At 69.0% G+C, this 24,335-nt stretch carries 20 protein-coding genes; 15 read left to right on the top strand and 5 right to left on the bottom strand.

The window, feature by feature from the left end; genetic code table 11:
- Positions 1-109 precede the first annotated feature (109 nt).
- From QTI33_RS04760 to mdoH, 7 genes are all read left to right on the top strand, one after another.
- Positions 110-607, top strand: coding sequence for a hypothetical protein (locus QTI33_RS04760; RefSeq protein WP_286504634.1), 498 nt, complete (start codon positions 110-112; stop codon positions 605-607).
- 117 nt (positions 608-724) lie between these two features.
- On the top strand, positions 725-2,092 hold the full coding sequence (gene miaB / locus QTI33_RS04755) for a tRNA (N6-isopentenyl adenosine(37)-C2)-methylthiotransferase MiaB (RefSeq protein WP_286504633.1): 1,368 nt from the start codon (positions 725-727) through the stop codon (positions 2,090-2,092).
- Positions 2,092-3,519 carry a sensor histidine kinase gene (locus QTI33_RS04750; protein WP_286504632.1) on the top strand — a complete coding sequence of 476 codons (1,428 nt, stop codon included), beginning with the start codon at positions 2,092-2,094 and terminating at the stop codon, positions 3,517-3,519. Before miaB ends, QTI33_RS04750 begins: the two co-directional genes overlap by 1 nt.
- Before the next feature lie 32 nt (positions 3,520-3,551).
- Positions 3,552-4,199 (top strand): hypothetical protein, encoded by a 648-nt coding sequence (locus tag QTI33_RS04745; RefSeq protein ID WP_286504631.1) that lies wholly within the window; start codon positions 3,552-3,554, stop codon positions 4,197-4,199.
- Positions 4,200-4,248: 49 nt separating this feature from the next.
- Positions 4,249-5,679, top strand: a complete 1,431-nt coding sequence (locus QTI33_RS04740) for a sigma 54-interacting transcriptional regulator (RefSeq protein ID WP_286504630.1) — start codon at positions 4,249-4,251, stop codon at positions 5,677-5,679.
- 195 nt (positions 5,680-5,874) lie between these two features.
- Entirely contained in the window at positions 5,875-6,078 is a 204-nt protein-coding gene (locus tag QTI33_RS04735) for a hypothetical protein (protein ID WP_286504629.1), read from the top strand.
- A gap of 5 nt (positions 6,079-6,083) precedes the next feature.
- Positions 6,084-8,081 (top strand): glucans biosynthesis glucosyltransferase MdoH, encoded by a 1,998-nt coding sequence (mdoH, locus tag QTI33_RS04730; RefSeq protein WP_286504628.1) that lies wholly within the window; start codon positions 6,084-6,086, stop codon positions 8,079-8,081.
- 63 nt (positions 8,082-8,144) lie between these two features.
- Here the strand turns inward: mdoH and ffh are convergent, their stop codons facing one another.
- On the bottom strand, positions 8,145-9,530 hold the full coding sequence (gene ffh, locus QTI33_RS04725) for a signal recognition particle protein (protein WP_286504627.1): 1,386 nt from the start codon (positions 9,528-9,530) through the stop codon (positions 8,145-8,147).
- An 80-nt stretch (positions 9,531-9,610) separates the two neighbouring features.
- On the opposite strand from ffh, the gene QTI33_RS04720 reads away from it, so the two are divergent.
- The 8 genes from QTI33_RS04720 to QTI33_RS04685 all read left to right on the top strand — a co-directional run bounded on the left by QTI33_RS04720 (position 9,611) and on the right by QTI33_RS04685 (position 19,780).
- Positions 9,611-10,420 (top strand): cytochrome C assembly family protein, encoded by an 810-nt coding sequence (locus QTI33_RS04720; protein WP_286504626.1) that lies wholly within the window; start codon positions 9,611-9,613, stop codon positions 10,418-10,420.
- A complete protein-coding gene (locus tag QTI33_RS04715; RefSeq protein WP_286504625.1) occupies positions 10,417-10,656 on the top strand; it encodes a PP0621 family protein in 240 nt (79 codons plus the stop codon). Before QTI33_RS04720 ends, QTI33_RS04715 begins: the two co-directional genes overlap by 4 nt.
- A 22-nt stretch (positions 10,657-10,678) precedes the next feature.
- Positions 10,679-12,367: a sensor histidine kinase gene (locus tag QTI33_RS04710; RefSeq protein WP_286504624.1), complete on the top strand. Its 1,689-nt coding sequence runs from the start codon at positions 10,679-10,681 to the stop codon at positions 12,365-12,367.
- A 4-nt stretch (positions 12,368-12,371) separates the two neighbouring features.
- On the top strand, positions 12,372-13,895 hold the full coding sequence (locus QTI33_RS04705) for a sigma-54-dependent transcriptional regulator (protein ID WP_286504623.1): 1,524 nt from the start codon (positions 12,372-12,374) through the stop codon (positions 13,893-13,895).
- The gene (gene ampD, locus QTI33_RS04700) at positions 13,888-14,472 is read left to right on the top strand and encodes a 1,6-anhydro-N-acetylmuramyl-L-alanine amidase AmpD (protein WP_286504622.1); all 585 of its coding nucleotides are present in this window, start codon (positions 13,888-13,890) and stop codon (positions 14,470-14,472) included. The genes QTI33_RS04705 and ampD overlap by 8 nt, the downstream gene beginning before the upstream one ends.
- Positions 14,473-14,811: 339 nt before the next feature.
- Positions 14,812-17,730: a ribonucleoside-diphosphate reductase subunit alpha gene (locus QTI33_RS04695; protein WP_286504621.1), complete on the top strand. Its 2,919-nt coding sequence runs from the start codon at positions 14,812-14,814 to the stop codon at positions 17,728-17,730.
- Between the two features lie 149 nt (positions 17,731-17,879).
- Positions 17,880-19,103 carry a ribonucleotide-diphosphate reductase subunit beta gene (locus tag QTI33_RS04690; protein ID WP_286504620.1) on the top strand — a complete coding sequence of 408 codons (1,224 nt, stop codon included), beginning with the start codon at positions 17,880-17,882 and terminating at the stop codon, positions 19,101-19,103.
- Positions 19,104-19,300: 197 nt separating this feature from the next.
- Positions 19,301-19,780 (top strand): histone H1-like DNA-binding protein, encoded by a 480-nt coding sequence (locus QTI33_RS04685; protein WP_286368894.1) that lies wholly within the window; start codon positions 19,301-19,303, stop codon positions 19,778-19,780.
- Between the two features lie 63 nt (positions 19,781-19,843).
- Here QTI33_RS04685 and QTI33_RS04680 read toward each other — a convergent pair whose 3' ends face one another.
- The 4 genes from QTI33_RS04680 to accC are packed head-to-tail and all read right to left on the bottom strand — an operon-like array spanning position 19,844 to position 24,335.
- Positions 19,844-20,746 carry a carbohydrate kinase family protein gene (locus QTI33_RS04680; RefSeq protein ID WP_286504619.1) on the bottom strand — a complete coding sequence of 301 codons (903 nt, stop codon included), beginning with the start codon at positions 20,744-20,746 and terminating at the stop codon, positions 19,844-19,846.
- 44 nt (positions 20,747-20,790) lie between these two features.
- Positions 20,791-22,041, bottom strand: a complete 1,251-nt coding sequence (locus QTI33_RS04675; protein WP_286504618.1) for a zinc-ribbon and DUF3426 domain-containing protein — start codon at positions 22,039-22,041, stop codon at positions 20,791-20,793.
- Between the two features lie 45 nt (positions 22,042-22,086).
- On the bottom strand, positions 22,087-22,971 hold the full coding sequence (gene prmA / locus QTI33_RS04670) for a 50S ribosomal protein L11 methyltransferase (protein ID WP_286504617.1): 885 nt from the start codon (positions 22,969-22,971) through the stop codon (positions 22,087-22,089).
- A gap of 14 nt (positions 22,972-22,985) precedes the next feature.
- The gene (gene accC, locus QTI33_RS04665; RefSeq protein ID WP_286504616.1) at positions 22,986-24,335 is read right to left on the bottom strand and encodes an acetyl-CoA carboxylase biotin carboxylase subunit; all 1,350 of its coding nucleotides are present in this window, start codon (positions 24,333-24,335) and stop codon (positions 22,986-22,988) included.

Below are 24,335 nucleotides of genomic sequence, written 5' to 3'. Positions count from 1 at the left end.
GCTCACCGTAAAGAAATGTAAAGCGTCTGGGCAGAATGGCACGTTAGGCGAATCATTCTGCGCCCCCGGGCCGCTAGAATCCGCGCTCCACAGCCTCTGGATGTAACCCATGAATCGCTGCAAGAAGCCTTTTTCCAGCCTCCTGCCGATCGCCCTGGCGGCCCTGATCGCGCCCGCCGGCGCGTTCTTCGCTGGCCCCGCCGCGGGCCAGGAGCTCGACCCTTCGGCGACCCAGAACGAAGCCGCCAATGGCGGCCGCAACTTTCCGTCCGGCACCCTGCGCGGCAGCTTCATGGTCGTGAACCCGCCCGAGATCCAGCTCGACGGCAACGCCGAGCGGCTCGCCCCCGGTGCCCGCATCCGCAGCGCCGACCGCATGCTGGTGATGCCGGCCGCGATCACCGGCCAGAACCTGCTGGTGAACTACACCCGCGACGCCGCCGGCCTGGTGCGCGACGTCTGGATCCTGAGCCCGGACGAAGCCCGCGCCAAGCGCGCCTCGGCCGAGAAGCCGCTGCTGAATTTCTGGCCCTTCGTGTCGGCCGACAGCGGCCCGCGCGACGACGGCAGGACGCCCTTCAACCAGCTGCCCACCTTCGGCCAGTAGACCGGCTTCGCCGGTCCCTGGCCTGCGGCCGTCCTGACGAGGGCCGCATTGCGGCGCATGGCTTCCTGCGCCGCTCGGATCGACTGCTCACGCCAACCTGTTTCCCGGGAGAGCCCCATGACCCCCAAAGTTTTCATCAAGACCTTCGGCTGCCAGATGAACGAGTACGACTCGGACAAGATGGCCGACGTGCTGCGTGCCGCCGAAGGCTACGAGCCGACCACCAATGTCGACGAGGCCGACCTGATCCTCTTCAACACCTGCTCGGTGCGCGAGAAGGCCCAGGAGAAGGTGTTCTCCGACCTCGGCCGCGTCAAGCACCTGAAGGCCAAGGGCGTGAAGATCGGCGTCGGCGGCTGCGTCGCCAGCCAGGAGGGCGCCGCCATCATCGCCCGCGCGCCCTATGTCGACGTGGTGTTCGGGCCGCAGACGCTGCACCGCCTGCCCGAGATGCTGAGCCAGGGCGCCCGCGAGGGCCGCCCGCAGGTCGACATCAGCTTCCCCGAGATCGAGAAGTTCGACCACCTGCCGCCGGCCCGGGTCGAGGGCGCCACCGCCTTCGTCTCGATCATGGAAGGCTGCTCGAAGTACTGCAGCTACTGCGTGGTGCCCTACACCCGCGGCGAGGAGATCAACCGGCCGCTGGACGACGTGCTGGTCGAGATCGCCGGGCTGGCCGACCAGGGCGTGCGCGAGGTCACGCTGCTGGGCCAGAACGTCAACGCCTACCGCGGCCGCATGGGCGACACGGCCGAGATCGCCGATTTCGCCACCCTGATCGAGTACGTCGCCGAGCTCCCGGGCATCGAGCGCATCCGCTACACCACCAGCCACCCGAACGAGTTCACCCAGCGGCTGATCGACACCTACGCCCGGGTGCCCCAGCTGGTGAGCCACCTGCACCTGCCGGTGCAGCACGGCAGCGACCGCATCCTGATGGCGATGAAGCGCGGCTACACGGCGATGGAATACAAGAGCACGGTGCGCAAGCTGCGCGCGATCCGCCCGCAGCTCGCCCTCAGCAGCGACTTCATCGTCGGCTTTCCGGGCGAGACCGACGAGGACTTCGACAAGATGATGCGGCTGATCGAGCAGCTCGAGTTCGACGCCAGCTTCAGCTTCATCTTCAGCCCGCGGCCCGGCACGCCGGCGGCGGCGCTGCACGACGACACGCCGCACGCCGTCAAGCTGGCGCGGCTGCAGCAGCTGCAGGCCGTGATCGACGGCAACGTCCGGCGCTTCGGCGAGAGCCGCGTCGGCACGGTCCAGCGGGTGCTGGTCGAGGGCGCCTCGCGCAAGGACGCGGGCGAGCTGATGGGCCGCACCGAATGCAACCGGGTGGTCAACTTCGAGGGCGATGCCCGCCTGGTCGGCCAGATGGTCGACCTGCGCATCACGCGCTCGCTGGCCTACACGCTGCGCGGCGAGGTCCTCACCAGCGAATCCACCGCCGCCGGCCGTTCGGCCGCGCTGCCGGTCGCCTGATGGCGAAGCTGAGCGCAGCCCGCGGCTCGTTCCAGCAACTGCTGCTGTTCGCGTTCCTGCTGATCACCGCGCTGCTGGTGGGCGTGGCGCTGCGGGCGGTGTTCCAGTACGACATCCTGATGACCCAGAGCCGCGACGCCGCGGCGCGCGCCCTCACGCTGTCGGGCGCCGCCCAGTCGCTGGCCGAGCGCAGCGCCGCCATGGAGCGGGCCGGGCGCCAGTCGCTGGTTCTCAACGACGGCGTCCTGCGGCGCCGCTTCGAGGACGCCGCGCGCGACGCCCGCCAGGTGCTCGGCCGGCTGTCCGCCAACGGCCTGGGCCCTGAAGGTCCGGACAAGTGGCGCGAGCAGCTGGACGTGATCCAGGGCCTGATGAGCGGCGCGCCGGAAACCTCGCTGGCGCGCGAAAGCTCGATGGCCGTGCAGTTCCGCGAACTCGATGCGCTCAATACCCAGATCGCGCAGCAGGCGCAGTTCCTGATCGAGACCCAGAACAACGAGCTGGCCGAGCGCATCGAAACCGCCCGCAAGCGGCTGATGCGGCTGGTGATCGCCGCCAGCGCGCTGGCCGCCGCACTGGCGCTGGCCTTCGGGGTCTGGCTGGCGCGCCCCTTCAAGCGGCTCGAGCGCGCGATCGTCGGCCTGGGCGAGAACCGGCTCGACGTGCCGATCGACATCCGCGGGCCGGCCGACATCCGCCGGGTGTCGCAGCAGCTCGAATGGCTGCGGCTGCGCCTGACCGAGCTCGACGCCGACAAGGCACGCTTCCTGCGACACGTGTCGCATGAACTCAAGACCCCGCTGGCCGCGCTGCGCGAAGGCGTCTCGCTGCTGGAAGACGGCGTGACCGGCGCGCTCAATCCGGCCCAGCGCGAAGTGACGCAGATCCTGCAGCAGAACACGGTCGCCCTGCAGGGCCAGATCGAAGCCCTGCTGCGCTTCAACGCCGCCGCCTTCGAGGCCCGCGAACTGCGCCGCGAGCGCACGCCGCTGCTGCCGCTGATCGAAGAGCAGATCGAGGCCCAGCGGCTGCAATGGCAGGCCAACGGGCTCACGGTGCGCGCCGAGGGCGAGCCGATCTCGGTGGTGGTCGACCCGGTCAAGCTCGGCACCGCGGTGGCCAACCTGCTGTCGAACGCGATCCGCTTCTCGGCCCGCGGCGGCACCATCACGCTCACGGTGTCGAGCACCGCCGACACGGCGCAGATCGACATCGCCGACGCCGGCCCCGGCATCGCCGACGGCGACCGCGACCGTGTCTTCGAGCCTTTCTACCGCGGCGAGCGGCAGCCCCAGCACTCGGTCAAGGGCACCGGCATCGGGCTGTCGATCGTGCAGGAGTACATTGCAGCCCATGGCGGCCGCGTCACGCTGCTGCCCGAGGGACCGGGGGCGCGATTCCGCATCGCGCTGCCACGCTCCGCCTGACATTTATCGCCCACGCGCCAATTCCGAGGTCCATGTTTTCTTCGATCTTTCGCAGATCCGCCATCGGCATCAGCTGTGCCGTGCTGCTGCTCGCCGGCTGCGCCGCCCCGCCCAAGCCCACACCCGAGCGGGTGGCGGTGGCGGTCGCCGCGCCGCCCCCGCCGCCGCCGGTCACCCCGGTCGAGGCCGAGCCGCTGGCGCTCGCGACCCAGCCCGCGGGCATCTTCACCCAATGGACCCAGGGTCCGGTGGGCGCCATGCTGGCCTATGCCGACAAGGTGCGGCCGCTCGGCCCGCCCGAGCTGGCGGCCGAGCTCAACCGCCTGGGCGACCTGGTCGAGACGCCCGCGGTGCAGGTGCAGATGGCGATCGTGCTGGCCCAGACCCGCGTCCCGGCCGACCTGGCGCGCGCCGTCAGCCTGCTGCAGCGCGTGAACGCCAACCCCTCGGCCGACGCCCTGCCGCTGCAGCCGCTCGCCCGCACGCTGGCGGCGCGCTACGCCGAACAGCGCAAGGTCGAGGACGACCGCGACAAGCAGGCGCAGCAGCTGCGCGACAGCCAGCGCCGCATCGACCAGCTCAACGACCGCATCGAAGCGCTGCGCGCCATCGAGCGCAGCTTCGCGCGGCCGAACCCGGCGCCGGCCGCGGCGCCGGCGACGACGAGGCCCGCGCCATGAGCACCCGCCCGGCGGCTCGCACCGCAGAGCGGCGCACGGAGGCCGCTCCATGAGCACGGCGCCGCACAAGCTGCCCGACGACGCTTCCGCCGCAACGCCGGCGCGCGGCGCGCGCCTGCTGGTGGTCGACGACGACGCCGACATGCTGCGCCTGCTGTCGATGCGGCTGATGTCGGCCGGCTACCAGGTCACGGCCGTGACCTCGGCCGAATCGGCGCTGACCCAGCTCGAGATCGAGCATCCGCAGCTCGTGCTGTCCGACGTCCGGCTGCCCGGCCGCGACGGCCTGGCGCTGTTCGACGAGATCCGCAAGCGCCATCCGACCTTGCCGGTGATCCTGCTGACCGCGCACGGCACCATTCCCGACGCGGTCGAGGCCACGGCGCGCGGCGTCTTCACCTACCTCACCAAGCCCTACGACGCCCGCGAGCTGCTCGAGAAGATCGCCCAGGCGCTGGCGTTGGGCTCGCCGCCGGCCGCGCCCGGCAAGGGCGGCGATGAAAGCTGGCGCGCCGAGATCGTCAGCCGCAGCAACCGCATGGCCGAGTTGCTGGCCGAGGCCCGGATGGTCGCCAAGTCCGACGCCAGCGTGCTGCTGCGCGGCGACAGCGGCGCCGGCAAGGAAGTGTTGGCGCGCGCCATCCACCGTGCCAGCGCGCGCGCCGACAAGCCCTTCGTAGCGGTCAACTGCGGCGCCATCCCCGAGGCCCTGCTCGAGTCCGAGCTGTTCGGCCACATGAAGGGCGCCTTCACCGACGCGGTCGCCAACCACAAGGGCCTGTTCCAGCAGGCCGACGGCGGCACCCTGCTGCTGGACGAGATCGGGGACATGCCGCCGGCGCTGCAGGTCAAGCTGCTGCGGGTGCTGCAGGAGCGCGCGGTGCGCCCGCTCGGCGGCAGCCAGTCGATCGCGGTCGACGTCCGCATCATCTCGGCCACCCACCGCGACCTCGACGCCGCGATGGAGGCCGGCCAGTTCCGCGAAGACCTGTACTACCGCCTCAATGTCGTGACACTCAGCCTGCCGCCGCTGTCGGCGCGGCGCGAGGACATTCCGTTGCTGGCCAACCACTTCCTGCAGCGGCTGTCGACCAAGTACGGCAAGCGGCTGTCCGGCTTCGCGCCCGAGGCGCTGAAGGCGCTGACCACCGCGTCCTGGCCGGGCAACGTGCGCCAGCTGTTCAACGTGGTCGAGCAGGTGTGCGCACTGTCGAGTTCGCCCTTGATCCCGCTGGCGCTGGTGCAGCGGGCGCTGCGCGTTCCGAGCGTCGAAGTCCAGACCTATGCCGAGGCCAAGCAGCGCTTCGAACGCGACTACCTGGTGGGCCTGCTCAAGCTGACCGACGGCAATGTGGCCGACGCCGCCCGCCTGGCCGACCGCAACCGCACCGAGTTCTACCGCCTGCTGCAGAAGCACGAACTCACGCCCGGCCACTTCAAGGCCGAGACGCCGTCGCCGGGGAGCGAAACCGGTCGCTGACCAGCGACACGCCAAGTCATTGATTTCATTGGGCTTTGTCAGTCAGGCTCGCAGGCTGTCGGGCCCAGGCGACAAATCCAGGGGTCTGGCGGCCCGTTTCGCCCGCCAGCCCCCGCGAAAAGCCTGAAATTCAGTCCAAGCGATTGATTTCAAAGGGTTTTTCGGCCCTGGCACAGGGTTTGCCCCTGTACAGGCATGACAGCACTCAACAGCCCCACTTTCGCACTGCGTCCGCAGCGCGACGGCCTGCGTCAAAAGCAGTTTTCCCTCTCGCGGCCCCGTGCCGCGGGTCAGTTGCTGGCATCCCAGGCGGGAGCCGGCCATTTCGCGCCCGAGAGCGTGTTCAAGCGCTTTCCGGCAATCGGCGACACGCCCTCGTTCGACAAGCAACGCGGCTGAAGCACATGAAGCCCACCCACTACGCCCAACCGAAGCTGCTGGCCGAGAGCGATTTCTCGCACCGCAGCACGCTGCGCGAGGAACGCCACCCGAATTCGGTGACGGCCCCCCCCATCAATCGCGGCTCCATGGCGCCCCGCCCCTGGCGCGGCTTCTGGAACAGCATCGGCACCGCCCTGCTGGTCAAGCTCGGCGCCGGCCGCCACGCCGTCGCCCAGACCGCGCCCTCCGCCCGGCAACCGTGGCAGCGGGCCGCGGCCCAGCGCCGCCTCGCCTTCCTGGCGTTGACGGTGCTGAGCACGGTGGCGGCCGCGACGCTGTTCGCCCGCGTCCAGCCCGACTACGACAACCTGTGGCTCGAGTACAGCCAGATCGCGCTCTACGCCGTGCTGTCGGGCTGGGTCGTGACCGGTTTCGTGACCGCGCTGATGGGCTTCTATGTCTCGGTGCGCGGTGACAAGCACGCGCTGTCCGCCAAGCAGGTGGCCGACCATCCGATGAACCCGGAGGCACGGACGGCGATCATCATGCCGATCTGCAACGAGGACGTGGCGACCGTGTTCGCCGGCCTGCGCGCCACCTGCGAATCGGTGGCCGCCACCGGCCACGCGAAGCAGTTCGACGTCTTCGTGCTGTCCGACAGCTACACGCCCGAGATCGCCGCCGCCGAGCGCGCCGCCTGGGAAGACCTGCGCGCCGCGCTGGCCGACAGCCCGAACCAGCCGCAGGTCGAGGTCTACTACCGCCTGCGCACCCGCCGCAGCCACCGCAAGGCCGGCAACGTGGCGGACTTCTGCCGCCGCTGGGGCAAGGACTACCGCTACATGGTCGTGCTCGACGCCGACAGCGTCATGAGCGGCGACTGCCTGACCGCGATGGTCAAGCTGATGGAAGCCAACCCCAGCGCCGGCATCATCCAGACCGCGACCCAGGCCATCGGCCACGTCACGCTGCATGCCCGCGCCCAGCAGTTCGCCTCCCGCATGACGGGCCGCCTGTTCACGCTCGGCATGCAGTTCTGGCAGCTCGGCGAGTCGCACTACTGGGGCCACAACGCGATCATCCGCGTCCAGCCCTTCATGGACCATTGCGCGCTGGCCCCGATCAAGGGCAGCGGCGGCATGTCGGGCGGCATCATGTCGCACGACTTCGTCGAAGCCGCGCTGATGCGCCGCGCCGGCTTCCATGTCTGGCTGGTCGCCGACCTGGTCGGCAGCTACGAGCAGCAGCCGCCGGACCTGCTGTCCGAACTGCAGCGCGACCGCCGCTGGTGCCAGGGCAACCTGCAGAACGCCCGCCTGATGGCCGAGCCTGGCCTGCACCCGGTGCACCGCGCCATGTTCGTCACCGGCACCATGGCCTACCTCTCGGCGCCGCTGTGGCTGGCCTTCCTGACCCTGGGCACGGCGCTGTGGCTGACCGGCTCGAGCGTGGTCGAGCATTGGCTCGCGATGCCGATGGAACTCGTCGGCCTGTGGCTGTGGACCCTGTGCCTGCTGTTCCTGCCGCGCATCCTGGGCCTGGTCGCGGTCGTGATCCGCGGCGAGCAGCGCCAGTTCGGCGGCATCGGCGGCCTGCTCAAGAGCGCCACGCTCGAAAGCGCGATGGCCATCGTCCAGGCCCCGGTGCGGATGCTGGCCCACTCGCTGTTCGTGGTGGTGGCCCTCACCGGCCTCAAGCTCGACTGGAAGTCGCCCCCGCGCGAAGCCGCCGCCGTCTCCTGGCGCATCGCGGTCTCGCAGCTGGCACCGATGTCCTTCGTGATCGCCGCGCTGGCCGTCGGCATCGCGCTGATCGACGCCAGCGCCCTGACCTGGCTGATGCCGGTGGGCCTGCCGCTGCTGCTGGCGATCCCGCTGACGGTGCTGACTAGCCAGATCGGCTTCGGCATCGCGCTGCGCGAACGCGGCTTCCTGCTGATCCCCGAGGAATCGCGCTCGCCGGCGGTGCTGCGCAGGGCCTGGATGCATGCGCTTCGGCTGTCGCGTCCGGTTGCGGCCTGAGTCCACGGCAGCCCCACGAAAAAGCCCCGCGATGCGGGGCTTTTTTCATTGGGGTGCAGACGTTCAGAAGCGCGGCATCCCGCCGCCCCCGCCCATGCCCGGCATGCCCTTCATGCCCCCCATGCGCTTCATCATCTTCATGAGGCCGCCGCCCTTCATCTTCTTCATCATGGTCTGCATCTGCTCGAACTCGTTGAGCAGCCGGTTCACTTCCTGAACCTGAACCCCGGCGCCGGCGGCGATGCGGCGCTTGCGGGTGGCCTTGAGCAGCTCGGGCTTGCGACGCTCCAGCGGCGTCATGCTGTTGATGATGCCTTCCTTGCGCCGGATGTCGCGCTCGGCCCGGGTCATGTCGGCCTCGGTGGCCTTGGCCGCCATCTGCGCCGGCAGCTTGTCCATGATGCTGGAGAGGCCGCCCATCTGCTTCATCTGCTGCAGCTGGCCCAGGAAGTCGTTGAGGTCGAAGCCGGCGCCGCTCTTGACCTTGGCCGCCAGCTTCTGCGCCGCGGCGACGTCGACCCCGGCCGTGACCTGCTCGACCAGCGCGACGATGTCGCCCATGCCCAGGATGCGGCCGGCGTGGCGCTCGGCATCGAACACCTCGAGGCCGTCGATCTTCTCGCTGACGCCGGCGAACTTGATCGGCACGCCCGTGACCTGCCGCACCGACAGCGCGGCCCCGCCGCGTGAATCGCCGTCGGTCTTGGTCAGGATGATGCCGGTCAATGGCAGCGCGTCCTTGAAGGCCTTGGCGGTGTTGATCGCGTCCTGGCCCTGCATCGCGTCGACCACGAACAGCGTCTCGACCGGGTCCAGCGCCGCGTGCAGCTGCTGGATTTCCTGCATCAGCACCTCGTCGATGGCGAGGCGGCCGGCGGTGTCGACCAGCAGCACGTCGAAGAAGTGCCGCTTGGCGTGGTCGAGGGCGGCGCGGGCGATGTCGAGCGGCTTCTGGTCCGGCGTGCTCGGGAACCATTCGGCTCCGGCCTGCCTGGTCACCGTCTTGAGCTGCTCGATGGCGGCCGGCCGGTAGACGTCGCCCGACACGGTCAGCACCTTCTTCTTGCGCTTCTCGATCAGGTGCTTGGCCAGCTTGGCGGTGGTGGTGGTCTTGCCGGCGCCCTGCAGGCCGGCCATCAGGATCACGGCCGGCGGCTGGGCGGCCAGGTTGATGTCGGCCACGCCCTCGCCCATGGTGGCGGCCAGCTCGCGGTTCACGATGCCGACCAGCGCCTGGCCCGGCTTCAGCGAGCCCAGCACTTCCTGGCCGAGCGCCTTTTCCTTGACGCGGGCGACGAAGTCGCGCACCACCGGCAGCGCGACGTCGGCCTCGAGCAGGGCCATGCGCACCTCGCGCAGCATGTCCTGGACGTTGCTTTCGGTGATGCGGGCCTGGCCGCTGACCTGTTTGACGAGGCGGGAGAATTTTTCTGTGAGGGCGCTGGCCATGATGCTTCCCGCTGGACGGGACCGGTATGAAGACGGGAGCGGCGGCATTCCGCAGAAGGCGAGAAGCTAAACTCCAGCCGATGATTTTAGCGATCCCCTCCCCGCTCGGCGTGGCACTGGGCATCGCCACCGCCGCCGCCTATGGCGTCACCGCCGCCGCCGCCTCCCGGCTCAGCCGCGCCTCGACCCAGGGGCTGCTGGCGCTGGCCTGGCTGCTGCATGGCCTGACGCTGGCCACCGGGCTGGTCGGCGGCACGCCGCGCTTCGGCTTCGCGCCCGCGATTTCGGTCACGGCCTGGCTGGTGCTGACGGTCTACGCCATCGAAAGCAGCCTCTACCCCCAGCTCAAGGTGCGCCGCGCGCTGGCGGTGCTGGGCGCGGTCGCGGTGATGCTGGCCGTGCTGTTGCCCGGCACGCCGCTGCACGTCTCGGCCTCGCCATGGCTGCCGTTGCACCTGGCGCTGGGCATCGCTTCCTATGGCCTGTTCGGCGCCGCCGTGGTCCACGCCTGGCTCATGACGCGGGCCGAGAAGCAGATCCGGCTCGCCGCCGAGCCGCAGGGCGGCGTGCCGCTGCTGACGATGGAGCGGCTGACCTTCCGCTTCGTGACCGCCGGCTTCGTCCTGCTGTCGGCCACGCTGCTGGCCGGCCTGCTGTTCAGCGAGACGCTGTACGGCGGCGCGGTGCGCGGCTGGAAGTGGGACCACAAGACCGTCTTCTCGGTGCTGGCCTGGCTGACGTTCGCGATCCTGCTGACCGGGCGCGCGCGCTTCGGCTGGCGCGGGCGCACCGCGCGGAGGGTGCTCTACGCGGGCTCGGCGCTGCTGCTGCTGGCCTACGTGGGTTCGCGCTTCGTGCTCGAAGTCGTCCTTTCTCGCGCCACCTCATGAAATACCTGCTCGTCTTCGCCGTGGTCTTCATCGCGGTCTGGCTCTGGCGCAAGAACCGCCGCGAAGAGATGCAATCGCGCCCGCCGCCGCCGCCCAAACCCCCGGCCGTCGGCGCGCCGCAGGCCATGGTGCGCTGCGCGCACTGCGGGCTCCACCTGCCCGCCGCCGACGCCATCGCCGGTCCCGGCGGCGCCGTGTTCTGCAGCGTCGCCCACCGCCAGGCCGCGAGCCCATGAAGCACCCCGCGGCGCGCCTGCCATGACGGCGCTCCTGCGTGCCAGGGGCGAGCCGGCGACGGACTGGAGTTCGCTCGAACAGTTCAACGGCCAGAGCACGGCGCTGAAGCGCCTGTGGCGCGGCTTCGTGGCCGCACGCTGTTTCGTGGCGATGGTGCTGCTGCTGCTCCAGGGCCTGGCCTTCATGCTCGGTCAGGCGACGCAGTCGGCGGCGGTCGCCTTGTGCACCGGCTATCTGGTCGCCGCCTTGCTGGCCGCGCGCTATGCGCCGGTGCAGCAGATCCGCAGCCTGGGCCGGACCTGGCTCGCGACCATCGGCATCGACCTGGTCGTCTTCGCCGCGCTGCAAGTGCTGCAGGTCGGCGGCATCAACTACTCGCCGCTGTTCGCGCTGCCGGTGCTGATGGGGGCCGTGCTGGGCAGCGGCGCCGTCGGGCTCGGCACCACCGCGGCCGCCACGCTGCTGCTGCTGGGCCACGCGACCTGGTACTGGCTCGAGCAGCCGGCCGACACCTCGCCGCGCTTCGTGCAGGCGGCCCTGACCGGCACCGGCCTGTTCGTGGTCGCGCTGATCGCCCACGAAATGGCGCGCCGGCTCACGCGCGAGGAAGCGCTGGCCCAGCGCAACCGCAGCGCGGCGCAGATGCACGCGCTGGTCAACGACCTGGTGATCGAGACCCTGAGCGAGGGCGTGCTGGTGCTCGACTCGGAGGGCCAGGTGCATGCCGCCAACCCCGCCGCCGATGCGATCCTGGGCCAGGGCCTGGCCCAGATGGAGCTGCCGTTCACGCTCAACGCCCACCCGGCCTGGGTCGCGCTGGCCGCGCTGGCGCGCCAGACCTTCGCCCGGCGCAGTCCGCAGTCGAAGGAGATCCCGGTCGCCCAGGCCCAGGGCGCGGCGCGCGAGGTGCGGGTGCGCACCCGGCTGACCCGCTCGCCGGACCCCAGCTCGGAGAGCCTGTGCGTGATGTTCCTGCAGGACCTGCGCGAGCTGGAGGCCCGCATCCGGACCGAGAAGCTGGCCGCCATGGGCCGCATGTCGGCCGCCGTGGCGCACGAGATCCGCAATCCGCTGGCCGCGATCACCCAGGCCAGCGCCCTGCTGGCCGAGGACCTGGTCGACCCGGCGCATCGCCAGCTGACCACCATGGTGCAGCAGAACGCCCAGCGCCTGTCGCGCATCGTCGACGACGTGCTCGACGTCGCCCGGGCCCGGCAGCAGCGCGTGCTGCCGCTCGGCGAGCAGGTGGCGCTCGACGCCACCGTCCGCACCCTCGCCGAGGAGTGGGTGCTGCATTCGCAGCGCCAGGGCGTGCTGCTGGTGCTCGACGCCCCGGGCCGCGACGTCCGCTTCGACACCGAGCACCTGCGCCGCATCCTCGTGAACCTGCTCGACAACGCGGCCCGCTACGCCGGCGACCGCGACGGCTCGATCCAGGTGGCGACCCGGCTCAACCCCGCGGGCCGGGCCACGCTGCAGATCTGGAGCGACGGCGCGCCGCTCGAGCCGGCGGTGCAGCGGCACCTGTTCGAGCCCTTCTTCTCGTCCGAGAGCCGCTCCAGCGGCCTGGGCCTGTTCCTCTGCCGCGAGCTGTGCGAGCGGCACGGCGCCACCATCGGCTACGAGCGCCGCGCGCTGTCGGCGGCCGGCCCCGAAGGCAACGAGTTCTTCGTTTCGTTTGCCGACGCCGAGACCCGGCTGACACAATAGCCGCGTGAGCACCCCCCATCCGTCCACGCCGCGCCCCGCCCAGATCCTGGTTGTCGACGACGAACCCGATCTGCGCACGCTCTATGAACTCACGCTGCTGCGCGAGGGCTACCGGGTCGAGGCCGCCGGCAGCGTGGCCGAGGCCTCCCAACACCTGGACGCCGGCCGCTTCGACGCCGTGATCACCGACATGCGGCTGCCCGACGGGCTCGGCATGGAGATCCTGCAGCGCATCCAGCAAGACCAGCGCGGCGAGCGCTGCGTCGTCATGACCGCCTACGGGTCGGCCGAGAACGCGGTCGAGGCCCTCAAGGCCGGCGCCTTCGACTACCTGACCAAGCCGGTCGACCTGAAGCAGTTCCGCGCCGTGGTGGCGTCGGCGGTGAAGGCCACCGCCCAGCTGGCCGGCGCGCGCGTGGCCCGGCCGGTCGACGACCGGGTCGACGACGGCGCCAAGATCGCCAGCGCGGTCGGCAGCGGCGGCGCCGCCGCCCTCGAGCGCCTGGTCGGCGATGCCGAGCCGATGCGCCTCGTCAAGGCCCGCATCGCCAAGGTGGCGCGCGGCATGGCGCCGGTGCTGGTGCGCGGCGAATCCGGCACCGGCAAGGAACTGGTCGCCCGCGCCGTCCATGCCTGCAGCCAGCGCAGCGACGGCCCCTTCGTGGCGGTCAACTGCGGCGCCATTCCCGAGAACCTGCTCGAGGCCGAGTTCTTCGGCGCCCGCAAGGGCTCCTACACGGGCTCCGCGCAAGACCGCGACGGCTATTTCCAGGCCGCGCGCGGCGGCACGCTGTTCCTCGACGAGATCGGCGACCTGCCGCTGGCCATGCAATCCAAGCTGCTGCGCGCGATCCAGGAACGCAGCGTGCGCCCGATCGGCTCGACCCAGGAAGACGCGGTCGATGTCCGCATCGTGAGCGCCACCCACAAGGACCTGCAGGCCGAAGTCCAGGCCAGCCGGTTCCGCCAGGACCTGTTCTACCGCCTCAACGTGATCGAGATCGCGGTGCCCGCCCTGCGCGAGCGCCGCGGCGACCTGCCGGCGCTGTGCAAGGCCCTGCTGGCGCGGATCGCGCGCGATGCCGGCATGCCGGTGCCGACCTTGTCGGCCGAGGTGCTGCAACTGCTCGCCGAGCACCCGCTGCACGGCAACGTGCGCGAACTCGAGAACCTGCTGCACCGGGCCGTGGCCTTGAGCGACGGCGACATGCTGCACCTCGACTTCGTCGACAGCACCCTGCAGCCGAGCGAGCTGCCGCTGCGCGAGCCGGCCGCACCGGCCTACGCCGCCCCACCCCCGGCCGCAGCCACCACCTCGGCGCCGCCGAGAGGGGCCGCCGAGGTGCCGAACGACCTGCAGGGTTATCTCGACCAGCAGGAGCGCGAGATCCTGATCCGCGCACTGCAGGAGACCGGCTTCAACCGCACCGCGGCGGCGGCCCGGCTGGGCCTGAGCCTGCGTCAGATCCGCTACCGGATCGCGCGCCTGGGCATCGCGACCCCGAACGGCGACGGCGTCGATGAATGAGCCCGGCCTCTGGCGGGACGGCTGGTATCGCTTCGCGCGCCCGCTGCGCTCGCCCAACTTCGGGCCCCGGCCGGCCGGCGCCGACATCGACCTGATCGTGCTGCATTCGATCAGCCTGCCGCCGGGGCAGTACGGCGGCGACGAGGTCCAGCAGCTGTTCACCAATCGCCTCGACTGGGATGCGCATCCCTATTTCGGCAGCATCCGCGGCCTCGAGGTCTCGGCGCACTTCTACGTGCGGCGCAATGGCGAGCTCTGGCAGTTCGTGAGCTGCGACGACCGCGCCTGGCATGCCGGTGCGTCGTCCTGGCGCGGCCGCGCGAACTGCAACGACGATTCGATCGGCATCGAACTCGAAGGCATCGAGGGCGGGCTCTTCGAAAATGCCCAGTACGAAACCCTGGCCAGCCTGTGCCCGGCGATCGCGCAGCGCCATGCGATCCGCTTCGTCGCCGGCCACCAGCACATCGCACCCGGCCGCAAGGATGACCCGGGCGCCGGCTTCGACTGGCGCCTGCTGCGTGAGCAGCTCGGCTGGGCGGGCGCGATGTTTCCCCCGGACACGATCGGGCGCTAGTTTTTTTCAATCGCCGGGCACCTCGCGATGCACCCGCACGGCGGCTCGCCCGTGGCGGACCGCGTGCAGCAACCATGCGGTTTCCAGGCCCAAAAACGGCCGCAACGCCCGTCGGACGGGGGCTGCGCTACCGTCGACCAACGGCCACGGGGCACAAGCGCATTCCAGCCCCGCCATGCACCTGAAAACATTTTTTAACATTTATGGAAAACGCTACATCTAGTGGGTTGTAGACCCATGAGACCCTAGATATAGTGTGTCCTGCCCGGCGCTCGACGCCCAAACCCATGGCCGCCCTGGCACCGCCGCCCCAACAAGAATTGCCAACCGAGGTTTCGCATGCAAACTGCCCTGAGCACCCCTTCCGCCTCCCATTCCGCTTCCTCGACGCCGCTGCAGCAGCGCGACGTCGCCGGCTCACCCGCCGGCAACGCGCTGGCCCACTACCAGATCATCCGCCGCAACGGGGCGGTCGTGCCCTTCGAGCCCAACAAGATCGCGATCGCGATGATGAAGGCCTTCCTCGCGGTGCACGGCACCCAGGGCGCGGCATCGGCCAGCGTGCGCGAGACGGTCGACACGCTGACCCAGGCCGTGGTGCGCGCGATGGTGCGCTCGCGTCCGGGCGGCGGCACCTTCCACATCGAAGACGTGCAGGACCAGGTCGAGCTCGGCCTGATGCGCGGCGGCCACCACGAAATCGCCCGCGCCTACGTGCTGTACCGCGAGCGCCGCTCCCAGGAGCGCAGCAAGCAGGGCGAGCAGGAAGCCCCGATCGCGGTCTCCACGCTGCACGTGCTGGACCGCGGCGAGCGCGTGGCGCTCGACCTCAACGAGCTCAAGGGCCTGATCGAATCCGCCTGCACCGATCTCGGTGACAGCATCACGGCCGGCCCGATCGTGGCCGAGACGATGCGCAACCTCTATGACGGCGTGCCGCTCGACGAGGTCTACAAGGCCTCGATCCTGGCTGCCCGCACGCTGATCGAGAAAGATCCCGACTACACCTTCGCCACCGCCCGCCTGCTGCTGCACACGATCTTCAAGGAAGTGATCGGCCGCGAAGTGCCGCTGGCCGAACGGGCCCAGGCCTACGCCGACTACTTCCCGCACTTCATCAAGAAGGGCGTCGACAACGAGCTGCTCGACGAGAAGCTGCTGCAGTTCGACCTGGCCCGGCTGGGTGCGGCGCTCAAGCCCGAGCGCGACCTGCAGTTCGACTACCTCGGCCTGCAGACCCTGTACGACCGCTACTTCCTGCACGTGCGCAAGTCGCGCATCGAGCTGCCGCAGGCCTTCTTCATGCGCGTCGCGATGGGCCTGTCGCTGGGCGAGATCGACCGCGAAGCCCGCGCCATCGAGTTCTACGAGGTGATGTCGTCGTTCGACTTCATGTCGAGCACCCCGACCCTGTTCAACAGCGGCACCCTGCGCTCGCAGCTGTCGAGCTGCTACCTGACGACCGTGCCCGACGACCTGGACGGCATCTACGAATCCATCAAGGAAAACGCGCTGCTGTCCAAGTTCGCCGGCGGCCTGGGCAACGACTGGACCCGCGTGCGCGCGCTCGGCAGCCACATCAAGGGCACCAACGGCGAATCGCAGGGCGTCGTGCCCTTCCTCAAGGTGGTCAACGACACCGCCGTCGCCGTCAACCAGGGCGGCAAGCGCAAGGGCGCGGTCTGCACCTACCTGGAAAGCTGGCACCTCGACATCGAGGAATTCCTCGAGCTGCGCAAGAACACCGGCGACGACCGCCGCCGCACGCACGACATGAACACGGCCAACTGGATCCCCGACCTGTTCATGCGCCGCGTGATGGAAAAGGGCACCTGGACCCTGTTCTCGCCGTCGAACGTGCCCGACCTGCACGACAAGTTCGGCCTCGACTTCGAGACCGCCTATGTCGCCTACGAAGAGAAGGCCGCGCGCGGCGAGATCACGCCGAGCCGCACGCTGCAGGCGTCGGACCTCTGGCGCAAGATGCTCACGATGCTGTTCGAGACCGGCCATCCCTGGATCACCTTCAAGGACGCCTGCAACGTGCGCTCGCCGCAGCAGCACGCCGGCGTGGTCCATTCGTCGAACCTCTGCACCGAGATCACGCTCAACACCAGCGACACCGAAACCGCGGTCTGCAACCTCGGCTCGGTCAACCTGCTGCAGCACTTGAAGGACGGCAAGGTCGACCAGGCCAAGCTCCAGCGCACCATCTCGACCGCGATGCGGATGCTCGACAACGTCATCGACATCAACTACTACGCGGTCAAGAAGGCGCGCGACTCCAACCTGCGGCATCGCCCGGTCGGCCTCGGCCTGATGGGCTTCCAGGACGCGCTGTATGAACTGCGCATCCCCTACGCCTCGCAGGAAGCCGTGCAGTTCGCCGACGAATCGATGGAAGCGATCTGCTATCACGCCTACTGGGCCTCGACCGAACTGGCGCGCGAACGCGGCAAGTACTCGAGCTACAAGGGCTCGCTGTGGGACAAGGGCGTGCTGCCGCCCGACACCCTCGACCTGCTCGAGAAGGCCCGCGGCGGCTACGTCGAGGTCGACCGCTCGGCCACCCTCGACTGGGACGCGCTGCGCCAGAAGATCAAGGCCGACGGCATGCGCAACTCCAACTGCGTCGCCATCGCGCCGACCGCCACCATCTCGAACATCATCGGCGTCGACGCCTCGATCGAACCCTGCTTCGGCAACCTGTCGGTCAAGTCGAACCTGTCGGGCGAATTCACCGTCATCAACCACTACCTGGTGCGCGACCTGAAGCGCCTGGGCCTGTGGGACGACGTGATGGTGATGGACCTGAAGCATTTCGACGGCTCGCTGCGCCCGATCGACCGCGTGCCGCAGGACGTCAAGGCGCTCTACGCCACCGCCTTCGAAGTCGAGACCACGTGGCTGGTCGAAGCCGCGGCACGGCGCCAGAAGTGGATCGACCAGGCGCAGTCGCTCAACATCTACATGGCCGGCGCATCGGGCAAGAAGCTCGACGACACCTACAAGCTCGCATGGCTGCGCGGTCTCAAGACCACCTACTACCTGCGCACGCAGAGCGCGACGCACGCCGAGAAATCGACCGTGCAATCGGGACGCCTCAACGCCGTGTCGTCGGGCAGCGGCGATGCGTCATCGGGCATGAGCGCACTCGAAGCGGCGGCGCGCGCAGCGCAAGCGCAACTCAGCGCGATGCCCGCCACCGACATCGCGTTCTGCGGCGTCGACGATCCGACCTGCGAAGCCTGCCAGTGATGTCGGCCTGAAGAGGCCATGGTTCGCGGCATCGGCCGACAAATTGCGATGCATGCGAACAACATAACGACCACATAATTGAAGCGCGATGTGAGGAGCACTTTGCAACTCACATCGTTGCTCACATAATTTGAGCATTGGATTTTTCTATGTTGACCTGGGACGAAGAAGTCAAGCCCTCCTTGCCAAAGGATCTGCCTCAAGGATTGCGGCACCCATCGAACAGCGGCGCGCCAGTCGCCCGCTCGTCGGAGTTCCCGACTTCGCAAATTGCTCCCCAAGTTGCTTCCGCTGCGCGCACGCTCGATGACGGCGCAGCACTGCGGCCCGCCGCAGCGCCCATCGCGCCGGCCGCACACCGCGTCAAGGCCGCCGACAAGCGCATCATCAACGGCCAGACCGACGTCAACCAGCTGGTGCCGTTCAAGTACAAGTGGGCCTGGGAAAAGTACCTCGCCACCTGCGCCAACCACTGGATGCCGCAGGAAGTGAACATGACGCGCGACATCGCGCTCTGGAAAGACCCCAACGGCCTGACCGAGGACGAGCGCCGCATCGTCAAGCGCAACCTCGGCTTCTTCGTGACCGCCGACTCGCTGGCCGCCAACAACATCGTGCTGGGCACCTACCGCCACATCACGGCGCCCGAATGCCGCCAGTTCCTGCTGCGCCAGGCCTTCGAGGAAGCGATCCACACGCACGCCTACCAGTACATCGTCGAGTCGCTCGGCCTGGACGAGAGCGAGATCTTCAACGCCTACAACGAAGTGCCGTCGATCCGCGAGAAGGACCAGTTCCTGATCCCGTTCATCGACGCCATCAGCGACCCGAACTTCAAGACCGGCACGCACGAGACCGACCAGACCCTGCTCAAGTCGCTGATCGTGTTCGCCTGCCTCATGGAAGGCCTCTTCTTCTACGTCGGCTTCACCCAGATCCTCGCGCTCGGCCGCCAGAACAAGATGACCGGCGCCGCCGAGCAGTACCAGTACATCCTGCGCGACGAGTCGATGCACTGCAATTTCGGCATCGACCTGATCAACCAGCTCAAGCTCGAGAACCCGCAGCTCTGGACGGCCGAGTTCAAGGCCGAGATCAAGGCCCTCTTCATGAAGGCCGTCGAGCTCGAGTACAAGTACGCCGAAGACACCATGCCGCGCGGCGTGCTCGGCATGAACGCCTCCATGTTCAAGGGCTACCTGCGCTACATCGCCAACCGGCGCGCGCAGCAGATCGGCCTCGAAACGCTTTTCCCGAACGAAGAAAACCCCTTCCCCTGGATGAGCGAAATGATTGACCTCAAGAAAGAGCGCAACTTCTTCGAAACCCGCGTGATCGAGTATCAATCGGGCGGTGCGCTCTCCTGGGATTGAAGCTTTCCGACAAGAACAAAGTGAATTCAGAAAAAGCGCTCAGCGACACACGGCACCGGAGAGTGCGGCATCGCTGAGGGCGCAGGTGTTCATGGTGCTGGAATCCGTTCCAACGCCATGAATCGCTTCACGCTGACCAACATGCGTGGAGTGCTTCAAAAGGTTGATTTTTTCAACTTGATCAAGGAGAAATAGAAATGGCAACTGCAAAGAAAGCGCCGGCTAAGAAAGCCGCTGCAAAGAAGGCCCCGGCAAAGAAGGCTCCTGCCAAGAAGGTAGTGGCCAAGAAGGCGCCGGCGAAGAAGGTCGCGGCCAAGAAGGCCCCGGCGAAGAAGGTTGCGGCCAAGAAGGTCGCCGCCAAGAAGGCGCCGGCAAAGAAGGCTCCCGCCAAGAAGGTCGTAGCCAAGAAGGCCCCGGCCAAGAAGGCGCCTGCCAAGAAGGCAGCAGCCAAGAAGGCCCCGGCGAAGAAGGCCGCAGCGAAGAAGGCGCCTGCCAAGAAGGCCCCGGCGAAAAAGGCTGCGGCGAAGAAGCCCGCTGCCAAGAAAGCCGCGAAGAAGCCCGCTGCCAAGAAGGCCGCGAAGGCTCCCGCCAAGGCTGCCGTCGCGCCTGCTCCTGCTGCGCAGACCACGCTGAACCCGCAGGCTGCCTGGCCGTTCCCGACGGCCAGCAAGCCCTGAGTCTTTCAGCGGCCTTGAAGGCACAAGCCCGGCATCGCAAGGTGCCGGGCTTTTTTCATGGGGTCAGAGGCCCAGCGCCTGGCGGTCGACCTGGTAGTTCTGCGGGCCGCGCTGGGCGATCTTGAGCGCGCCCAGGTGGTTGCCGAGCGCAGCGCAGCGCGCCAGCGGCCAGCCCTGCTCGAGGCCGAACAGCAGGGCCCCGCGCCAGGCGTCGCCGCAGCCGGTCGGCTCGATCACCGCCGCGGGCGTGACGGCGGGCACATGCTCGCGCTCGCCCTTCGTCCACACCTCGCAGCCCTCGGCCGCCAGCGTCACCACCAGGCCCTCGACCCGCTTCGAGATCTCCGCCAGGCTCCAGCCGGTGCGCTGCGACAGCATCTTGCCCTCGTAGTCATTGACCACCACCCAGCTCGCCAGGTCGACGAAATGCGCCAGCTCCTTGCCGTCGAACATCGGCAGGCCCTGGCCCGGATCGAAGACGAAGGGGATGCCGGCGGCCTTGAACTGCTCGGCGTGCTGGAGCATGGCGTCGCGGCCGTCGGGGGCCACGATGCCGAGCTTGATGTCGTCGCGCGCGGCGACCTTCGTGATGTGCGCCTGCTGCATCGCACCCGGATGGAAGGCCGTGATCTGGTTGTTGTCACGGTCGTTCATGATCATGGCCTGGGCCGTGAAGGTGTCGCCGACCTGGCGCACGAACTCGGTGCTGATGCCCAGCGAGCGCAGCCGCTCGATGTAGTCGGCGCCATCGCTGCCGACCGTCGCCATCGGCAGCGCGGTGCCGCCCAGGGCGTTGAGGCTGTAGGCGATGTTGCCGGCGCAGCCGCCGAAGTCGCGCCGCAGGCCGGGCACCAGGAAGGACACGTTGAGGATGTGCAACTGGTCCGGCAGGATCTGGTCCGCGAACCGCCCCTCGAAAGTCATGATGGTGTCGAACGCGAGAGAACCGCAAATCACTGCTGCCATGGAAGAGCCACTGGTTGGATTGAAGAAGCGAAAGGTCGTGGCGCTCAGGGATAGAGCGCCTCGAGACGAAAGCCGGCGACCGGCGGCATCGAGGCCGCCTCGGCGCCGCTGAGGCGAAGGGCCAGCGAGGCCGAGCGTTCGGCGCGCGCCGGCAGCACCGGCGGCGCACCGAAATCGGAAGGCATGAGCACGCGCCGCACCACGGCCCGCTCCTGGGTGTCGAGCAGCGACAACTCGACCGCGGGCATCGCCAGCGGCATGGTGGCGCTGTTGCGCACCGTGAAGCCGAGGTGGAAACCGTCGCCCTCCTTGTCGCGCGCGAACGAGGCGCCGTCGATCTTGATGTCGTTGATCTGCCGCAGGGCCGTCAGCGTGCAGCCGGTGACGCCGCACAGGGCGTCGAGCAGCGGCCGCAAGGCGGGCTGGCGGGCCGCGATCAGGTCGCGCTCCTGGTGCAGGACCTGGGCCAGCAGCAGCAGTGCGGCCAGCACGGCGGCGGCGACCAGCGAGCGCCGGACCGCGGGTCGACGCCAGCCGGCCTGGGCCTCGTCGAGGCCCAGGAACGCGGGCACCGGCTCGGCGTGAAGCGTTGCGCCCGATGCCGCGGCGACACCGCCCACACCCGGCTCGGAATCGCTCGCGGCCTGCACCACCGGCGCGAGCTCGGCTACGGCGGCGGCCTGTTCCTTGGCTTTGGCCCGGGCGATCTTGGCCGACTTGACGCGGGCGCGGCGCAGCGCCTTCTCGAGTTGCATGTGGCCGCTGTCGTCGGCCTCCGGCGGCGCACCCGCGCTGGCCAGGGCAGGACGCGAAGGCAACGTGAGATCGATGTCCGGGAAGGCCAGTGGCGGCGGCACCGGCGGCCGCACGGCCGTGCGGCCCTGGTCACCGAGCAGCAGCGAATCCGCATCGGGCCACGCCATGGGGCTCGCGGCGGAGAACACGCCAGCGGGGGTCAGCGGTGCCGGCCCCGAGGCCTGTTCGTCGTCGAAGAAATCGGACTCGGCGATGCCCTGCCCGGAAGCCCCGGCCGCTTCGACCGCCGCAGCCGCTGCTGGCTCCGGCTCCGGCTCCGCCTCGACGTGCGGCGGCGGCTCGCCCGGGTCCGGCTGCATGGGTTCCGGCGCCGCGTCCACAGGCGTGGAAGGGGCCTGCGGCGCCTCCTGCAGGTCGACGGTGGCGTCGAACACCTGGCTGCAGCGTCCGCAGCGCACCCAGCCGTCCGAGATGCGAAGCTGGTCCCTCACCACCTTGAAAGTGGTGTCGCACGCGGGGCAGCGGGTGACCAGGCTCATGTGGCGCCGATTGTATGGTTGCCAGGGGCAGCGGCCCCTGGCGCGCTACAGCCTGGCGGTCATCAGGATCCAGCCGTCCTCGCTGTCGCTGACTTCCAATGCCGCGTAGGGCGCATAGGCGGCTTTCAGCTCGTCGGCCTGGCGCTCGAGGATGCCGGCCAGCACCAGCGCCCCACCCGGCGCGACATGGGCGCAGAGCAGCGGGGCCAGCACCTTGAGCGGCGTCGCCAGGATGTTCGCCAGCACGACGTCGTAGCGGCCGGCCGATGCATCCGGCAGGCCGGCCTTCAACCGGACGCCGTTGGCGTCGGCGTTGAGTTCGGTCGACTCGACCGCAGCCGGGTCGATGTCCACCGCGTCGATGTCGGTGGCACCGTGCTTCGCCGCGCCGATGGCGAGGATGCCCGAGCCGCAGCCGTAGTCGAGCACGCGCCGGCCGGACAGGCCGCCGCGGGTGGCGATCCAGCGCAGGCACATGCGCGTGGTCGGATGCGTGCCGGTGCCGAAAGCCAGTCCGGGATCGAGCCGGATCACCTGGCGCGCCTGCGCCGGCGGCTCGTGCCAGGTCGGCACGATCCAGAACTCGGGCGTGATCTCGACCGGCGCGAACTGCGATTGCGTCAGCCGCACCCAATCCTGCTCGGGCACGTCGGCCAGGCCCAGCAGGCGGCACTCGGCAAAGAAGTCCTGCGCCTCGAGCAGCGCCGCCGCTTCGCGCGCCAGCGCCTCGGTGGCGAACAGCGCGATCACGCGCGAGCGCTGCCAGCCATCCTTCGGCGGCGGCATGCCGGGCTCGCCGAACAGGGCCTGCTCGGCGTCGGTCTGGGCGTCGGCGTCCTCGACCGATACGCTGAGCGCATCGAGCGCGTCGAGCGCATCGCTGACGGTCTCGACCAGGTCCTCGGGGGCCAGCAGGCGGAGTTCGAACATGGCTGGTCGCCCGCTCAGCGCTTGTGCGCCGCGAGCCACTCTTCCAGATAGTGGATGTTGGTGCCGCCGCCCATGAACTTGGCGTCGACCATCAGCTCGCGGTGCAGCGCGATGTTGGTCTGGATGCCTTCGATCACGGTCTCGTTGAGCGCCGTGCGCATGCGCGCCATGGCCTGCTCGCGGGTATCGCCGTAGACGATGATCTTGCCGATCATCGAGTCGTAGTTCGGCGGCACGAAGTAGTTGGTGTAGACGTGCGAATCCACGCGCACGCCCGGGCCGCCCGGCGGGTGCCACATCGTGATGCGCCCCGGCGAGGGCGTGAACTTGTAGGGGTCTTCGGCGTTGATGCGGCACTCGATTGCATGGCCGCGGACCTCGATCTGGCGCTGGGTGAACGGCAGCTTCTCGCCCGCCGCCACCATGATCTGCGTCTTCACGATGTCGATGCCGGTGGTGAATTCGGTCACCGGATGCTCCACCTGCACGCGGGTGTTCATCTCGATGAAGTAGAACTCGCCGTTCTCGTACAGGAACTCGAAGGTGCCGGCACCGCGGTAGCCGATCTTCTTGCAGGCCGCCGCGCAGCGCTCGCCGATCTTCTCGATCAGCTTGCGCGGGATGCCCGGCGCCGGCGATTCCTCGATCACCTTCTGGTGGCGGCGCTGCATCGAGCAGTCGCGCTCGCCGAGGTAGACCGCGTTCTTGTGCTTGTCGGCGAGGATCTGGATCTCGATGTGGCGCGGGTCCTGGAGGAACTTCTCCATGTAGACGGCCGGATTGTTGAAGGCCGCACCGGCTTCCGCCTTGGTCATCTGGATCGCGTTGACCAGCGCCGCCTCGGTGTGCACCACCCGCATGCCGCGCCCGCCGCCGCCGCCTGCGGCCTTGATGATGACCGGGTAGCCGATCGCCCGCGCGATCCGCTTGTTGGTGGCGGCGTCGTCGGACAACTCGCCCTCGGAGCCCGGCACGCAGGGCACGCCGGCCTTGATCATCGCCTGCTTGGCCGACACCTTGTCGCCCATGATGCGGATCGACTCGGGCGTCGGGCCGATGAACTGGAAGCCGCTCTGCTCCACCCGTTCGGCGAAGTTGGCGTTCTCGCTCAGGAAGCCGTAGCCCGGATGGATCGCCTCCGAGTCGGTCACTTCGGCCGCCGAGATGATGGCGGGCATGTTCAGGTAGCTCTGCGACGACGGCGCGGGGCCGATGCATACCGCTTCCTCGGCCAGCTTGACGTACTTGGCATCGCGATCGGCTTCGGAATACACCATCACCGCCTTGATGCCGAGTTCGCTGCAGGCGCGCTGGATTCGCAGCGCAATCTCGCCGCGGTTGGCGACCAATATCTTCTTGAACAT

Source organism: Variovorax davisae, from assembly GCF_030316845.1.
Classification (GTDB): Bacteria; Pseudomonadota; Gammaproteobacteria; order Burkholderiales; family Burkholderiaceae_C; genus Variovorax; species Variovorax davisae.
Note: the sequence above shows the minus strand (reverse complement) of the source record. Positions and strands in the feature narration are given on the sequence as shown.

What these genes read in the sequence shown, in the direction of transcription:
- QTI33_RS04715 (WP_286504625.1), top strand. Translation starts at nt 10,417, where the DNA reads ATGAAATACCTGCTCGTCTTCGCCGTGGTCTTCATCGCGGTCTGGCTC.
- QTI33_RS04750 (WP_286504632.1), top strand. Translation starts at nt 2,092, where the DNA reads ATGGCGAAGCTGAGCGCAGCCCGCGGCTCGTTCCAGCAACTGCTGCTG.
- ampD (WP_286504622.1), top strand. Translation starts at nt 13,888, where the DNA reads ATGAATGAGCCCGGCCTCTGGCGGGACGGCTGGTATCGCTTCGCGCGC.
- ffh (WP_286504627.1), bottom strand. Translation starts at nt 9,530, where the DNA reads ATGGCCAGCGCCCTCACAGAAAAATTCTCCCGCCTCGTCAAACAGGTC.
- QTI33_RS04745 (WP_286504631.1), top strand. Translation starts at nt 3,552, where the DNA reads ATGTTTTCTTCGATCTTTCGCAGATCCGCCATCGGCATCAGCTGTGCC.
- QTI33_RS04740 (WP_286504630.1), top strand. Translation starts at nt 4,249, where the DNA reads ATGAGCACGGCGCCGCACAAGCTGCCCGACGACGCTTCCGCCGCAACG.
- prmA (WP_286504617.1), bottom strand. Translation starts at nt 22,971, where the DNA reads ATGTTCGAACTCCGCCTGCTGGCCCCCGAGGACCTGGTCGAGACCGTC.
- QTI33_RS04680 (WP_286504619.1), bottom strand. Translation starts at nt 20,746, where the DNA reads ATGGCAGCAGTGATTTGCGGTTCTCTCGCGTTCGACACCATCATGACT.
- QTI33_RS04710 (WP_286504624.1), top strand. Translation starts at nt 10,679, where the DNA reads ATGACGGCGCTCCTGCGTGCCAGGGGCGAGCCGGCGACGGACTGGAGT.
- accC (WP_286504616.1), bottom strand. Translation starts at nt 24,335, where the DNA reads ATGTTCAAGAAGATATTGGTCGCCAACCGCGGCGAGATTGCGCTGCGA.
- QTI33_RS04690 (WP_286504620.1), top strand. Translation starts at nt 17,880, where the DNA reads ATGTTGACCTGGGACGAAGAAGTCAAGCCCTCCTTGCCAAAGGATCTG.
- miaB (WP_286504633.1), top strand. Translation starts at nt 725, where the DNA reads ATGACCCCCAAAGTTTTCATCAAGACCTTCGGCTGCCAGATGAACGAG.
- mdoH (WP_286504628.1), top strand. Translation starts at nt 6,084, where the DNA reads ATGAAGCCCACCCACTACGCCCAACCGAAGCTGCTGGCCGAGAGCGAT.
- QTI33_RS04720 (WP_286504626.1), top strand. Translation starts at nt 9,611, where the DNA reads ATGATTTTAGCGATCCCCTCCCCGCTCGGCGTGGCACTGGGCATCGCC.
- QTI33_RS04695 (WP_286504621.1), top strand. Translation starts at nt 14,812, where the DNA reads ATGCAAACTGCCCTGAGCACCCCTTCCGCCTCCCATTCCGCTTCCTCG.
- QTI33_RS04685 (WP_286368894.1), top strand. Translation starts at nt 19,301, where the DNA reads ATGGCAACTGCAAAGAAAGCGCCGGCTAAGAAAGCCGCTGCAAAGAAG.
- QTI33_RS04675 (WP_286504618.1), bottom strand. Translation starts at nt 22,041, where the DNA reads ATGAGCCTGGTCACCCGCTGCCCCGCGTGCGACACCACTTTCAAGGTG.
- QTI33_RS04735 (WP_286504629.1), top strand. Translation starts at nt 5,875, where the DNA reads ATGACAGCACTCAACAGCCCCACTTTCGCACTGCGTCCGCAGCGCGAC.
- QTI33_RS04760 (WP_286504634.1), top strand. Translation starts at nt 110, where the DNA reads ATGAATCGCTGCAAGAAGCCTTTTTCCAGCCTCCTGCCGATCGCCCTG.